Origin of the sequence: Sphingobium fuliginis, from assembly GCF_004152845.1 — a bacterium.
In the GTDB taxonomy this organism is placed as follows: domain Bacteria; phylum Pseudomonadota; class Alphaproteobacteria; order Sphingomonadales; family Sphingomonadaceae; genus Sphingobium; species Sphingobium fuliginis.
Window position 1 is genome coordinate 779,942 of the sequence record NZ_SEON01000001.1, and the last position, 13,277, is coordinate 793,218.

The 13,277-nt window shown below is 64.1% G+C and carries 14 protein-coding genes; 10 read left to right on the forward strand and 4 right to left on the reverse strand.

Features of this window, described 5'->3' with window-relative positions:
- Positions 1–42 precede the first annotated feature (42 nt).
- Both EWH10_RS03980 and dnaN read right to left on the reverse strand, forming a co-directional pair.
- A complete protein-coding gene (locus tag EWH10_RS03980) occupies positions 43–2,652 on the reverse strand; it encodes an EAL domain-containing protein (RefSeq protein ID WP_044660340.1) in 2,610 nt (869 codons plus the stop codon).
- A gap of 133 nt (positions 2,653–2,785) precedes the next feature.
- Complete coding sequence (gene dnaN, locus EWH10_RS03985; protein WP_044660341.1) at positions 2,786–3,898, reverse strand: DNA polymerase III subunit beta; 1,113 nt, start codon at positions 3,896–3,898, stop codon at positions 2,786–2,788.
- Between the two features lie 151 nt (positions 3,899–4,049).
- Between dnaN and EWH10_RS03990 the strand changes: the two genes are divergently transcribed.
- The 3 genes from EWH10_RS03990 to EWH10_RS04000 all read left to right on the forward strand — a co-directional run bounded on the left by EWH10_RS03990 (position 4,050) and on the right by EWH10_RS04000 (position 6,414).
- Positions 4,050–4,562 (forward strand): hypothetical protein, encoded by a 513-nt coding sequence (locus tag EWH10_RS03990; protein ID WP_044660342.1) that lies wholly within the window; start codon positions 4,050–4,052, stop codon positions 4,560–4,562.
- A gap of 59 nt (positions 4,563–4,621) precedes the next feature.
- Complete coding sequence (rlmN, locus tag EWH10_RS03995) at positions 4,622–5,881, forward strand: dual-specificity RNA methyltransferase RlmN (RefSeq protein WP_044662811.1); 1,260 nt, start codon at positions 4,622–4,624, stop codon at positions 5,879–5,881.
- A gap of 107 nt (positions 5,882–5,988) precedes the next feature.
- Complete coding sequence (locus EWH10_RS04000; RefSeq protein ID WP_025549671.1) at positions 5,989–6,414, forward strand: hypothetical protein; 426 nt, start codon at positions 5,989–5,991, stop codon at positions 6,412–6,414.
- A gap of 136 nt (positions 6,415–6,550) precedes the next feature.
- Here EWH10_RS04000 and EWH10_RS04005 read toward each other — a convergent pair whose 3' ends face one another.
- The gene (locus tag EWH10_RS04005; protein ID WP_044660343.1) at positions 6,551–7,066 is read right to left on the reverse strand and encodes an outer membrane protein; all 516 of its coding nucleotides are present in this window, start codon (positions 7,064–7,066) and stop codon (positions 6,551–6,553) included.
- A gap of 308 nt (positions 7,067–7,374) precedes the next feature.
- Positions 7,375–7,881 (reverse strand): porin family protein, encoded by a 507-nt coding sequence (locus EWH10_RS04010; protein WP_065846152.1) that lies wholly within the window; start codon positions 7,879–7,881, stop codon positions 7,375–7,377.
- 291 nt (positions 7,882–8,172) lie between these two features.
- Here EWH10_RS04010 and EWH10_RS04015 point away from each other — a divergent pair, with 291 nt between their 5' ends.
- The 7 genes from EWH10_RS04015 to EWH10_RS04045 all read left to right on the forward strand — a co-directional run bounded on the left by EWH10_RS04015 (position 8,173) and on the right by EWH10_RS04045 (position 13,126).
- The gene (locus tag EWH10_RS04015) at positions 8,173–8,904 is read left to right on the forward strand and encodes a cytochrome b/b6 domain-containing protein (RefSeq protein ID WP_044660345.1); all 732 of its coding nucleotides are present in this window, start codon (positions 8,173–8,175) and stop codon (positions 8,902–8,904) included.
- Complete coding sequence (locus EWH10_RS04020) at positions 8,901–9,653, forward strand: molybdopterin-dependent oxidoreductase (RefSeq protein ID WP_044660346.1); 753 nt, start codon at positions 8,901–8,903, stop codon at positions 9,651–9,653. Before EWH10_RS04015 ends, EWH10_RS04020 begins: the two co-directional genes overlap by 4 nt.
- Before the next feature lie 31 nt (positions 9,654–9,684).
- On the forward strand, positions 9,685–10,926 hold the full coding sequence (locus EWH10_RS04025; RefSeq protein ID WP_065846153.1) for an SAM-dependent methyltransferase: 1,242 nt from the start codon (positions 9,685–9,687) through the stop codon (positions 10,924–10,926).
- Between the two features lie 110 nt (positions 10,927–11,036).
- Positions 11,037–11,333 (forward strand): hypothetical protein, encoded by a 297-nt coding sequence (locus tag EWH10_RS04030; RefSeq protein ID WP_044660348.1) that lies wholly within the window; start codon positions 11,037–11,039, stop codon positions 11,331–11,333.
- Between the two features lie 202 nt (positions 11,334–11,535).
- Positions 11,536–11,958, forward strand: coding sequence for a DUF350 domain-containing protein (locus EWH10_RS04035; RefSeq protein ID WP_025549678.1), 423 nt, complete (start codon positions 11,536–11,538; stop codon positions 11,956–11,958).
- A 3-nt stretch (positions 11,959–11,961) separates the two neighbouring features.
- Positions 11,962–12,819: a S1 family peptidase gene (locus EWH10_RS04040; RefSeq protein WP_025549679.1), complete on the forward strand. Its 858-nt coding sequence runs from the start codon at positions 11,962–11,964 to the stop codon at positions 12,817–12,819.
- Positions 12,820–12,850: 31 nt separating this feature from the next.
- The gene (locus tag EWH10_RS04045; protein ID WP_025549680.1) at positions 12,851–13,126 is read left to right on the forward strand and encodes a DUF3297 family protein; all 276 of its coding nucleotides are present in this window, start codon (positions 12,851–12,853) and stop codon (positions 13,124–13,126) included.
- Positions 13,127–13,277: the final 151 nt, after the last annotated feature.

A 13,277-nucleotide genomic window follows, 5' to 3' on the forward strand; every position in this document is an offset into this window, starting at 1 on the left:
TCCGTCGCCCCACACCCAGCCATCCTGACCCGCCTCGCACCCTCAGGATGCCATGGAACGAGGCACGGCGCGCAATGTCGACGGATTGATCGCCTGGACGAATTCCACCCCCAGCCGGTCGTCCTTGGACCATCGCGCGATAGCGTTGACGGTCTGGTTGTCGCCCAGTTCGATGGCGAACAGCGTGCCCTCCGGCACGTTCCACAGGCCCTCCAACTGCGCACCCGTGGCGGAGATGTTGCGGATGCGCCCGGTATAGACATGACCGTCATGGTGCACGGCCACGGTACGCAACATGGTCTTGCGTTCCGTCCGGCTCGACTGGAAGCCCTGCGGCGCGACCACGCCGCCATGGCGATGTTGCTGTACCAGCACGTCCGCCGCCGGCAGCGGGCGGCCATAGACATAGCCCTGGATATGGCTGCACCCCAGGTTGCGGATCAGCGCGAGTTCATCCTGCGTCTCCGCCCCTTCGGCCGTGGTGTCCATGCCCAGCGCTTCGGCCAGGCTGACGATCGCCTTGATGATCGCGCTGTTGGGGCTGCCCTTGATCGCGGCGCCGCGCACGAAGCTCTGGTCGATCTTGATCTTGTCGAACGGCGCTTTCTTGAGATAGCCGAGCGAGGAATAGCCGGTGCCGAAATCGTCGAGCGCCAGTCGCACCCCGATGCCCTTCAGCCGGGAGAACATCGAGTCCGTGCCATCATCGTCGTTCAGGAACACGCTTTCGGTGATCTCCAGCTCCAGTCGCTGGGCCGCCAGCCCGGAGGCGGCGAGCGCATTCATGACGATCGAGGGCAGGCCGTGATTGGCGAACTGGATCGGGGAGACGTTGACGGCCACCCTAACCCCGTCGGCCCATTGCGCCGCATCGCGGCAGGCGGTGCGGAGCACCCATTCACCGATCGGGCCGATCAGGCCGCTTTCCTCCGCAATGGGGATAAACAGCGTGGGAGAGATCGCGCCGCGCACCGGATGCTGCCAGCGCAGCAGCGCTTCATAGCCGGTAATCTGCTCGGTCCGGGAGGAAACCACCGGCTGATAGACGAGGTGCAGGGCGTTTTCGACCAGCGCCTTGCGCAGATCCTCCTCCAACTGGCGGCGATCCTCGGCATCGGCATGCATCTCCGGGGAATAGAAGCGATAGATGCCGCGCCCGTCCCCCTTGGCGGCGTAGAGCGCAAGATCGGCATTGCGGATAAGCTCCTCGGCCGTCACGCCATCCTGCGGGCAGAAGGAAATGCCGATCGACACCCCGATGACGACCGCCGTTCCCTCCACCGTATAGGGCTGGGACACATCGGTGATGATCGCCCGCGCCAGATGGTCCAGGGTGATCTTGTCGGGTCGGCCGGGCAGCAGGATCTTGAATTCATCGCCGCCCTGGCGTCCGACCAGCCCCTTGTTGCCGACCACGCGCCGGATACGCTCGCTGACCTGGCGCAGCAGCGCATCGCCAGCCGGATGGCCCAGCGTGTCGTTGACGATCTTGAACCGGTCGAGGTCCAGCATCATCAGCGTGCAGTCACGCGGCTGCCCGTTCTTGCCCGCGACCGCCTGCTCCAGCGAGCGCATCATCTGCACCCGGTTGGCAAGGCCGGTCAGCGAATCATATTGGGCGAGCCGTGTCACCTCCGCCTGGCTGCGGCGCATTTCGGTAAGGTCCGTGCCGCTGCCCCGGAAGCCGTGGAACTGGCCGAATTCGTTGAACACCGGCTGGCCGGAGATCGACCACCAGCGTTCGTCCTTCGCCATAGCGGCGCGGACGGGAATTTCGGCAAAGCCGGTGCGCGCCGACAGGTGGAACCCCAATGTGCGCTCGCCATCGCCATCCTGCCGGTCGCCGGGACGGATGATTTCCGTGATCGGGCGGCCGATCAGCGCATCGTTGCCCAGCCCCAAGGTGCGGGCCAATGTGTCGGAAATATAGACGATGCACCCGTGGCGGTCGGTTTCCCAGAACCAGCCGCGACCTGACTGTTCATAGTCATGGAGCAGCCGGTCGGAGCGCTGGGCCCTCAGATCCCGCTGATGGAAGGCGATGGCGCGGTTCATGTCGGCATGCGCCTGGCGCAGCGCGGCGACCAGCATCGCGGCTATGCAACTGATCAACAGGCCGACCTGCGCGAAATCGCCCCGATGCAGGATGGAGGCGATCAGCAGGCCGCAGAAATAGCTGACACCCAACAGGCGCCGGTCGCCGAAGATCGACACGGCCATAAACGCGACCGCCATTTCCGCGGCCAGATTGCGCGAAGGCTCGCCGGCGATCAGCGACGGCCCCAGCATCAGGCTGAAGCTGAGGCCCGAGAGCAGCACCATCGGCAGCATCAGCCATTTCTGGTGATGTGGCCGCAAAAGCTGGAACCGGGCTCCGCGCGGCACGACGATGGCAACGCCGTCGACCAGCAGCATGGCCGCCAGGGCAACGGCATGGCCGACATTGCCCTCATCATAGAAAGGCACATGCAGCAGAGCGGTGATGCAGAGCTTCCCCAGCAGGACAAGCGGCCAGAGCCGGGCAATATGGACGAAGGTGCCGGAAATCCAGGAAGCGTCGACGGCAGCCCCGCTTTCGGCAAGGCCAAGCGCCGCGACCAGATCGGTCCGCCGCGTATGCAGTTCTGCCAGGTTCGCCCGCAAGGAAGTCATATTCCCTGCGTAACGACAAGAGATTGAAAGAAACTTACCCGACAGGCAAGGTCTGCGGCGGGTGGTTTCCCGCCACTAATCCCCGCCCCTGAAGGGGAGGGGAAGCGTCAATGTCCGCAACCGGGCAAAACCCTCAAACGCGCATGGGCATCAGCACATAGAGCGCGGGGCTGCGATCATCTTCGCGGATCAGCGTCGGCGCAGCGGCGTCGGCCAGGTGCAGTTCGACCAGATCACTGTCGATCTGGCCCAGGATGTCGAGCAGATAACGCGCGTTGAAACCGATGTCGAAGCCCTCGCCCTGGAAGGCCCCGGGGACTTCCTCGGCTGCCGTGCCGTTTTCCGGGCTGGTGACGGAAAGGGTGATCTTGTCGCGGTCCAGCGTCATCTTGACGGCGCGGGTCTTTTCGGTGGCGATGGTCGCCACGCGGTCCACGCCTTCCTCGAAGCTGCGCGGATCGATCTTCAGCAGCTTGTCGTTGGCGGTCGGGATGACGCGGCTGTAATCAGGGAAGGTGCCATCGATCAGCTTGCTGGTCAGGATGGCGCTGCCCAGGCCGAAGCGGATCTTGCTCGCCGACAGCGAAATCTGCACAGAGCCTTCCACCTCGTCGAGCAGCTTGCGCAGTTCCCCGATGCACTTCCTCGGCACGATGATGCCCGGCATGCCGTCCGCGCCGTCGGGTCGCGGCACGGTGACGCGCGCCAGGCGATGGCCGTCGGTCGCCGCCGCCTTCAGCACGGGCTGTCCCTCGTCCGAAACGTGGAAATAGATGCCGTTCAGATAATAGCGCGTCTCTTCGGTCGAGATGGCGAAGCGCGTCTTGTCGATGATCTGCTTCAGCGTTTCGGCGGGCAGTTCGAAGCTGGTCGGCAGGTCGCCTTCCGCGATCACCGGGAAGTCGTCGCGCGGCAGGGTCGACAGGTTGAAGCGGGCGCGGCCTGCCTGGATCAGCATCTTGCCCTCGGCCGCCTGCAGCGAGACCTGGCTGCCTTCGGGCAGCTTGCGCGCGATGTCGAACAGGGTGTGCGCCGAAATGGTGGTCGCGCCGGGCTGTTCCACCTGGGCGGCGACGCTTTCGACGATCTGGAGGTCGAGGTCGGTCGCCATCAGCTTGATCGCGCCATCGGCCGATGCTTCGATCAGCACGTTGGACAGGATCGGAATCGTGTTGCGCCGCTCGACCACCGACTGGACGTGGCTGAGGCTCTTGAGCAGCGTTGCGCGTTCGATGGTGGCCTTCATGTCCCTGTTCTGTCCGTTTCTTTTCTGCGCAAAGCCCGAACTCGGTCGAATCCGGGCGACAATGATGGATGATCCTTCATAGCCGCTGTGACGGCCCCTGCAAGCGCTGGGTGATCGTTTCGTTTGCCAAAGGGTTGCAAAAGGGAACAGCATGCGCTTTGCCGGGGATGTGAAAGCTCCATGGCCCCTCGCCCTCCCCCTGATGATCATGGCCACGGCCGCGCAGGCGCGGGACTCTCTGGGCGTGTTCGAGGCGTGGGGGGCGTTTCGCGATCCGACCCCATCCCAATCCGGTGGCCCCCGTTGCTATGCGATCGCCATGCCCGTCGCAGCGGGATCGGAGGGCTTTGCGGCGGTCGGGAGCTGGCCGCGCCAATCGGTGCGGGGGCAGGTGCATTTCCGCTTGAGCAGGATGCGAATGGGGGACGCTGCGGTGATTCTGAATGTGGGGGATCGGCGCTTTACGCTGGTGGCGGGGCAGGTGGATGCCTGGGCGCCCGATGCGCGGGCGGATGCGGCAATCATCGCGGCGATGCGCTCCGCCACCAGCATGAGTGTGCAGACGCGGGATGCGCGTGGGCGGGGCTTCGCGGACACCTATGCGTTGCGCGGGGCGGCCACGGCGATCGATGCCGCGGCGCTGGGGTGCGCGCGATTACGGTGAGGGGCGTGCGCCATTCACCGCCCTTCCAAAATCCTCCAAAATCCGCTATGGGCGCGGGCATGCAGACAGCCGCCAACCCCTTGATGCCGATTCCCGGCGCTATCGACCCTGTGCCCGTGCCCCGCGCGGTGACGCCTCGTGAGGATGGGCGCGTCGACCTGATGGGGCTGTCGCGGCCGCAGATCAAGGGCGTGCTGGAGGAATCGGGGCTCGATACCAGGCAGGCGAAACTGCGGTCCAAGCAATTGTTCCACTGGCTCTACCATCGCGGCGAGACCGATTTCGACGCCATGACCGACCTTGCCAAGCCGATGCGCGGCTGGATGGCGGAGCGCTTCGTCATCGGTCGTCCGCAGGTCGTGGAGGCGCAGGTCTCAAGCGACGGCACGCGCAAATGGCTGCTGCGCTCCGACGACGGGCAGGATTATGAGATGGTGTTCATCCCGGACGCGGACCGGGGGACGCTGTGCGTGTCGAGCCAGGTGGGCTGCACGCTCAACTGCCGTTTCTGCCATACGGGCACGATGCGGCTCGTGCGCAACCTGACGCCGGGCGAGATTGTGGGCCAGGTGATGCTGGCGCGCGATGCATTGGGCGAGTGGCCCAAGGGCAGCATGGCGTCCGCCAATGACGATGAAGCCGACGATGCGCCGCAATATACGACCGATGGCCGCATGCTGACCAACATCGTGATGATGGGCATGGGCGAGCCGCTCTATAATTTCGACCATGTGCGCGATGCGCTGAAGGTCGTGATGGACGGCGATGGACTTGCCCTGTCGAAGCGGCGCATCACCCTCTCCACCTCCGGCGTTGTGCCGATGATGGCGCGGGCGGGCGAGGAGATCGGCGTCAACCTCGCCGTGTCGCTGCACGCCGTGACGAAGGATGTGCGCGACGAGCTAGTGCCGCTCAACAGGAAGTTCGGCATCGATCAGCTTTTGCAGGCCTGCGCCGACTATCCGGGGGCGAACAATGCGCGGCGCATCACCTTCGAATATGTCATGATCAAGGACAAGAATGACAGCGACGAGGATGCGCGCGAGCTGGTCCGGCTGCTTCGCCAGTACAAGCTGCCGGCGAAGGTCAATCTGATCCCGTTCAACCCCTGGCCGGGCACGGATTATGAATGTTCGGCGCCCGAGCGGATCAGGCGCTTTTCCGACATCGTGTTCGAAGGCGGGATTTCCGCGCCGGTGCGCACACCGCGCGGGCGGGACATCATGGCCGCCTGCGGCCAGCTCAAGTCCGCTTCCGAGAAGAAAAGCCGGGCGGAGCTGGACCGGCTGGAGGCGGAGAAGCAAGCGGCGCTCGGATAGAGCGGGGCCGATGACCTGCGCCTTTGCGGCGCGAGATGCAAACCCCGCCCGGACGGCGGGGTTTTTCTTGTCGGCCTCGTCCGGGCGGCATGAAAGGATGGATGACAATGACGGACGAAGAGATCGAGCGGATCGCCAGCGGCTTTTGCGCGCGGACGCTGCCCAAGGAGGAGTGGACGCATGGCGCGCATTTCGCGACGGCCCTGTGGCTCATGCTGCGGCGGACGGACATGCTGGCCGAGCGGGACATGCCCGGGATGATCGCGGCCTATAACGAGAGCATGGGCGGCGTGAACAGCGACAGCGCCGGCTATCATGAGACGATTACCATGGCATCGCTGAAGGCGGCGCGGGCAGTGCTGGCGGGCTTGCCGGGCGAACCGTCGCCGGCGGAGGCCTTTGCGGCGCTGATGCGTTCGCCCATGGCCGACAAGGACTGGCTGTTCGCCTATTGGTCGCGCGAGCGGCTGATGTCGACGGAAGCGCGGCGGCGCTGGGTGGAACCGGACCTGACGCCTCTCCCCTGGGCTTAGGGTTTGTGCTGTTTCTGTTGGGCCGTGTTCCTGTGAAGGCAGGAAAAATGGGGCGTATCATTGGAACGGTGTGAGCAAGCATAGGAAAAGGGCGGCCCCAGCCGGGACCGCCCTTTCCTGTTCTATCCGAGAGGAATTAGAAGCGGAAGCCGATGCCGACGACACCGGCATCGCGGCCGCCAAAGTCAGCTTCATATTCGGTGCGCTGATATTCAGCAGAGATGTAGGTGTTGCCGGTCACCGCGAATTCCACGCCGCCTCCGTAACGAACGCCTTCCAGGTTGCCGAAGTCGCCCTCAACCTTGCCTTCGAAGCGGGTGGTGGCATAGCCGACCTTGCCGAAGGCCAGAACGCGCGGAGTAACGACATAACCGAGGCGAATCGAAGCAGCCAGATCGCGGCTCACGTCCGTGCCGAAATTGTCATCGGCAGTGGAATCGCCGAACGACACTTCAGGGCCGAAAGTAATGCGCGGTGCGACAGCCAGATCGTAACCGGTGCTGACGCCATAGCTGAAGCCTTCTTCGCCGCCAACTTTGTCGTAGCCCAGCGTCACGCCGGCGCGCGGGCCGGTGAAGGGCGCGGCGTCCTGAGCGAAAGCGGGAGCGGAAACGGCGGCAGCAGCAAGGGCTGCGAAAATCACAGTCTTCATAAAATCCTCATGTCATCAGAAACGAACAGTCCGGTGATGTGGACTGCCGCTTGTTCTTTTTACGGGGATGACGTTGCGTGTCGTTATTTCATCGTCATTTGGAATACCGAGATAATTCGGTTCATCCCCCCGTCCTGCACGCAGCGACATGCATCGCTGACGGCGCGCATATGTAACGCGATCGTGATTGTTGCAATATGGATATGAACTTTACAAATGTATGATGCTTTTCCGCAACAGTATGAGTTTGCATGAAAATGGGGCGGCCCCAGCGGGACCGCCCCTTGTCATACCCAGCGGCACCCAACTCAGAAGCGGAAGCCGATCCCCACCACGCCCGCATCGCGGCCGCCGAAATTGTCTTCATATTCGGTCCGCTGATACTCGGCCGAAATATAGGTGCGCGGAGTCACCGAATATTCGAGGCCACCGCCATAGCGCACGCCTTCCAGCGTCTGGTGGTCGCCAGGGACTTCGAAGCGGCTGTTGGCGTATCCGACCTTGCCGAACGCCAGCACCTGCGGCGTCACGACATAGCCAAGGCGCACCGATGCGGCGAAATCGCGGCTCGCATCCACGCCACTGAACTTCGCCGTGGACTCGCTGAGCGAGACTTCCGGACCGAAGGTCACATGCGGGGTGACGGCCAGATCATAGCCGGTCGACACGCCATAGCTGAAGCCGTCGTCGCCCTGAACCTTGTCATAGCCCATGGTAATGCCGGCGCGCGGACCAGTAAAAGGCGCGGCATCCTGAGCAAAGGCAGGAACAGAAACGGTGGCAGCAGCAATCGCTGCGATAATCGCAGTTTTCATGGTATTCCTCATGACTTGTTCGATACCCTGAACCGGGTGAGATCGATTTATGTTCTCAATCGGTTTTTAAAAGAGACGGATCTAATAAATATTTTCATATCATCCCTATTGAACTTACAGGGCATCTATCCATAGGAGCTTCAAAAATCCGGAAACTTTACTCGATCCCGGCAGCGGCGCTTATGGACCCGCAATCTGGCTCCCACATGAACGGGATCATGAAAAATGATTCATGCGCGTAACGGCATCGTCCTTTTTGACGCTGTTGGTGCAAAAGGGTAACAGCAGCCTATGGAGAGCGCCTCATCCGAGCCGATAGCCGCCGAACCGAAGCTGGTGCTGCGCCACAAAGGACCGACGCGCCTGTGGCATTGGCTGAATGCGCTGCTGCTCTACGTGCTGTTCGCCAGCGGGCTTGGCATCTTCAATGCGCATCCCCGGCTTTATTGGGGGCATTATGGCGCGAATCTCGACCGCCCGTGGCTGGTGCTGGAGCGGTTCGGAAGCTGGATCACGCTGCCCGCCCACTATAATCTGGCGATGTCGCGGCACTGGCATCTGAGCGCCGCGCCGATCTTTGCCTTCGCGCTGCTCTTCTACATGGTCTGGAGCCTGTTCGGCGGGCATCTGGCGCGCGACCTGGCCTTCCGGCGCGACGAACTGGCGCCGCGCCATGTCTGGCAGGACATAAAGGACCATGTCCGGCTGCGTTTCCCAACCGGCGAAGCGGCGCTGCGCTACAATATGTTGCAAAAGGCCAGCTATATCGGCGTGATCTTCGTCGCGCTGCCGATCCTGATCCTGACGGGCCTCACCATGTCGCCAGGCATGAACGCGGCATGGCCCTGGCTGGTCGACCTGTTCGGCGGGCGCCAGTCGGCACGCTCGATCCATTTCATCACGGCCTTCATGCTCGTCGCCTTCTTCCTGGTGCATATGCTGATGGTGGTGCTGGCCGGGCCCCTGAACGAAATCCGCTCGATGATCAGCGGACGCTATCGCGTGCCGGAGGCGCGGCGATGAGCCTGATCCTCGACCGTCGGACCCTGGTACTGGGCGCCGCCGCGACGCTGGCGGGATGCGACCGGCTGGCGAAGAACGAGACGGTGCGCGAGGCGCTGTTTTCCGCCGGGAATTTCCACAAATGGGCGCAGCGCAGCCTGATGGCCCGCGACGCGCTGGCGCGGGAATTCCGGCCGGACCAGATTTCTCCCTTCTTCCGCCCCAACGGTACCGCCAATCCGAACACAGCCGAATATAAGGCGCTGTGGCGCAACGGCTTTGCCGACTGGCGGCTGCATGTGACCGGACTGGTGGGACGGCCGCTTTCCCTCTCCTTGGCGCAGCTCCACGCCCTGCCCCATCGGGAGCAGATCACGCGCCACGACTGCGTCGAGGGGTGGAGCGCCATCGGCAAATGGCGCGGCGTGCCGTTGAAGCCGATCCTCGACGCGGCGCGGCTGCGGGACGGGGCGCGGTACATCGTCTTCCACTGCGCCGACGATATGGGCGGCGGGCGCGGCTATTATGAAAGCATCGATCTGGAGGACGCCTTCCACCCGCAGACGATCCTCGCCTTCGCGCTCAACGACGAACCCCTGCGCGTGGCCAATGGCGCGCCGCTCCGGCTGCGGGTGGAGCGGCAACTGGGCTACAAGCAGGCGAAATATCTGATGAAGATTGAAGCGGTTGCGAGTCTTGACGGCATAGGCGGCGGCAAGGGCGGCTATTGGGAGGACCGCGCCGGCTATGACTGGTATGCGGGCATTTGACGGCAGCGGAATGACCTGACAGGGTGGCCCTATGAAATTGTTCGATCGCGTCATCAAGCGGCTGGTCACGCGGGGCCAGCTCAGCATCTATTATCATGACGGCAGGAAGATCACGGTCGGAACCCCCGAACCGGGCTTTCCGTCGCTGGCGCTGAAATTCCACGATGCGCGTGTGCCGTTCGACATCGTCAGGGACCCGCGCCTCGGCATGGCGGAGGCCTTCATCGATGGGCGCGTCGCGATAGAGGGCGGCGGGATCATGGAACTGATCTCGCTCATCCGCATGAACAATGCCTGGGAAACGGGCAAGTCGATCAGCGATCTCGGCTCCGTCAAGCGCGGCTTCAAGGCGATCCGGCGCAAGCTCTGGGCCGCCAATCACCGGGCGCGGGCGAAGGCCAATGTGGCGCATCATTACGACCTGTCGGGCGCTCTCTACGCCCTCTTCCTCGATCGGGACCGGCAATATAGCTGCGCCTATTTCCCCGATGCCGACAATGAGGCGGGGATCAGCCTGGAACAGGCGCAGGAGGACAAGAAGGCGCATATCGCGGCCAAGCTGCACCTGAAGCCGGGCATGAAGGTGCTCGACATAGGCTGCGGCTGGGGTGGCATGGCGCTGTACCTGCATCGCACCTGCGGCGTCGACGTGACTGGCATCACCCTGTCTGAAGAGCAGCTCAAGGTCGCGCGCCAGCGGGCGCAGGATGCCGGCGTGGCCGACCATGTGCGCTTCGAACTGATCGATTATCGCGACATGGACGGGCCGTTCGACCGCATCGTGTCGGTCGGCATGTTCGAGCATGTCGGGACCAAGGATTACCGCACCTTCTACACCAAGTGCCGCGACCTGCTGACCCCGGACGGGGTGATGCTGGTCCACACCATCGGCCGGGTCGACGGGCCGGGCATCACCGACGCCTTCACCCAGAAATATATCTTCCCCGGCGGCTACATCCCCGCCCTGTCGGAGATGATCCAGGGCAACGAGGGCACCCGCCTGATGGTCACGGATGTCGAGGTGCTGCGCATCCATTACGGCCTTACCATCCGCGAATGGTACAAGCGGACGCTGGCGCACAAGGCGGACATCGTCGCCCTGTACGACGAGCGGTTCTTCCGCCTCTGGACCTTCTATCTGGCCGGTGCGGCCACGGTGTTCGAACATGGCGGCATGGTGAATTACCAGGTCCAATATGTCCGCGACCGCCGCAGCCTGCCGATCACGCGCGACTATATGCTGGAGGCGGAAAGCGCCCTGCGGGGCCGATGATCCATCCATGAATATTGGCTGACGACGCCGTTCCCGGACGGTTCAGTAAGGCCGGTGCATCTTCCCTTCATGACCCCGGCGACGGGCGTGCATGCTGAGGAGAGAAAGACATGAACATCTTGTGGAAGGGCGCTGCCGCCCTGGGCCTGGCGATCACCGCCATGGGGGCGAGCGTGGCCCCTGCACAGGCGCAATATTATGGCGGCTATGGCTATCGCGACGGGTATCGCGGAGACCGTTGGGACGATAGGCGCTGGGACGGCAGGCGCGACTGGCGCCATGACGACCGCCGCTATTGGCGCGGCGACCGGCGCTCCTGGCGCGGGCATTACCGCCAGCGTTGCTGGACCGAATGGCGCTACAATCATTACCGCGACCGGCGCGTGAAGGTTCGGGTCTGCAATTGATCTGACCGCATCGGCTGGTTGATGCCATGCGATCCTCCCTGCGCGCAGCGTGGGGAGGGTGCAGGAGAGGCACCCGCCTCTGTTCGACACCCGCGAAGTGAATGGGGAGGGGAAGCTGCGCGGGTTGCGCCATTTTCCTCTCCACCCGTTTCGCCATCGACTGGCAATTGCGCCCGGCATCCGCTTGCGGCATTTTGACGCGATGACCGATCCCATGCCCGTCATTCAGAGCCTGCTGTCGGGCCTGCCCATCTTCCTGCTGCACCTGGGTTCCGCAACCTTGGCCTGGCTGGCGGCGCTGGCGCTTTATATGTGGATCACGCCGCATGACGAATTCGCACTGATCCGGGCAGGCAATGCTGCCGCGGCGATCTCGCTGGGCGGGGCGGCGATCGGGTTGGCGGTGCCGTTGGGCTTTTGCCTCGCGGGCTCGGTGAATGTCTGGGACATCATGATCTGGGGCAGCGTGACGCTGATCCTGCAACTCATCGCCTTCCGCGTGGTCGATTTCCTGCTGGGCTCGCTGCCGACCCGCATCGAGGCGGACGAACGGTCCGCCGCCATCTTCCTCGCCATGATGAAGGTCGCCATCGCCTGCCTGACCGCCGGCGCGGTCGCGGGTTGAGCCGTGGCGGGCCGGCGCTTCGGCTGTCTGCCCGGCCTGCTCGGCATCATCCTCGCCCTGCTGTGGATCAGCGAGGTCATCAGGCCAACGCCGCTGCATGTCGAGGCTTTCGACCCGCGCTCGCCGCGCCGTCCGATGCCGCAATGGAGCGATGAGAGCTTCGTCATCGAGGAACGGACGGAGGCGCCCGCCGACAGCATGGGCACGACCTTCGCCATCGACCGGGACGGCGCATGGCTGACCGCCGAGCATGTCACCCATGGCTGCACCCGGGTCGGCATAGAGCAGGGCGGCTTCGCCCGCCCCGTGTCGCGCCTGGTGGAAAGCCGGGAAGCGGATGCCGCGCTGGTGCGCGGGGGCGTGGCGAGCGACCACGCCCTGCCGCTGTCGGACCGCATGCCGCCGCCCGGATCGGTCGGCTATCATATGGGCTTTCCGGGCGGACAGCCGACGCTCGTCATATCCGAACTGATCGGCGCCGCCCGCGCCCGGCGCGGCGCAGGCGAGGAGACGCAGCCCGTGCTCGCCTGGGCGGAGCATGCGCGCATTCCGATGGGTGACGGCACGCTGTCGGGCATCAGCGGCGGTCCGGTCTTTGCCGAGGACGGCCATGTCGTCGGCGTCAACAGCGCCGCCACCGACCGGCGCGGACGCATATTGACCACGGCGCCCGATGCCATGATGCGGCTGGTCATCGCCAGCCGGGCGGTGGGGGAACGGCCGGTCGCCTATCCCTTCCTGGATCTGGCCGATGCGCATGCCCGCTTCGAATCCTGGCTGGCGCAGGGGGTGATCCGGCGCATCTTCTGCGATGTCGACGATGGACCGCAGCAGTTGACGGCGGGCAGGCCTAAGGGCTAGGTCGCGCCAGATTGACAGGATTTGGACCATCATGAGCGATACGCCCCCCGACCGCCTTTCCACCAACCCGAAGAGCCCCTTTTTCGACATGGACGTGCTCCAGCGGGGCATCGGCATCCGCTTCAAGGACCGCGTCCGCAACGATGTCGAGGAATATTGCATTTCCGAAGGATGGATTCGCGTGGCGGCGGGCAAGACCCGCGACCGCCACGGCCAGCCGCTGACGATCAAGCTCTCCGGGCCGGTCGAGGCGTGGTTCGAGAATGCGGACGAGGGCGCCGGGGAAGCAGCGGACAAGGCGGAATAGGGTTTCGCCTGCGCTGAAGAAAAAAGGGCGCCGCCTCGCCAGAGGGCCGCGCCCTTTAATTCAGCCGCGTTCCGATGAGACGAGAGGCTCATGAGAGCCCGTTCGGACGCCGTGTTTTCAGGATAGCCGGGACCGGGTTGCTGCCCGCGCG

Bases quoted from the DNA above. Each gene is read 5' to 3' on its own strand.
- EWH10_RS04030 (WP_044660348.1), top strand. From the start codon at position 11,037: ATGAACATCTTGTGGAAGGGCGCTGCCGCCCTGGGCCTGGCGATCACC.
- EWH10_RS04010 (WP_065846152.1), bottom strand. From the start codon at position 7,881: ATGAAAACTGCGATTATCGCAGCGATTGCTGCTGCCACCGTTTCTGTT.
- EWH10_RS04000 (WP_025549671.1), top strand. From the start codon at position 5,989: ATGACGGACGAAGAGATCGAGCGGATCGCCAGCGGCTTTTGCGCGCGG.
- EWH10_RS04020 (WP_044660346.1), top strand. From the start codon at position 8,901: ATGAGCCTGATCCTCGACCGTCGGACCCTGGTACTGGGCGCCGCCGCG.
- EWH10_RS04005 (WP_044660343.1), bottom strand. From the start codon at position 7,066: ATGAAGACTGTGATTTTCGCAGCCCTTGCTGCTGCCGCCGTTTCCGCT.
- EWH10_RS04025 (WP_065846153.1), top strand. From the start codon at position 9,685: ATGAAATTGTTCGATCGCGTCATCAAGCGGCTGGTCACGCGGGGCCAG.
- rlmN (WP_044662811.1), top strand. From the start codon at position 4,622: ATGCAGACAGCCGCCAACCCCTTGATGCCGATTCCCGGCGCTATCGAC.
- EWH10_RS04035 (WP_025549678.1), top strand. From the start codon at position 11,536: ATGACCGATCCCATGCCCGTCATTCAGAGCCTGCTGTCGGGCCTGCCC.
- EWH10_RS04015 (WP_044660345.1), top strand. From the start codon at position 8,173: ATGGAGAGCGCCTCATCCGAGCCGATAGCCGCCGAACCGAAGCTGGTG.
- EWH10_RS04045 (WP_025549680.1), top strand. From the start codon at position 12,851: ATGAGCGATACGCCCCCCGACCGCCTTTCCACCAACCCGAAGAGCCCC.
- EWH10_RS03980 (WP_044660340.1), bottom strand. From the start codon at position 2,652: ATGACTTCCTTGCGGGCGAACCTGGCAGAACTGCATACGCGGCGGACC.
- EWH10_RS03990 (WP_044660342.1), top strand. From the start codon at position 4,050: ATGCGCTTTGCCGGGGATGTGAAAGCTCCATGGCCCCTCGCCCTCCCC.
- dnaN (WP_044660341.1), bottom strand. From the start codon at position 3,898: ATGAAGGCCACCATCGAACGCGCAACGCTGCTCAAGAGCCTCAGCCAC.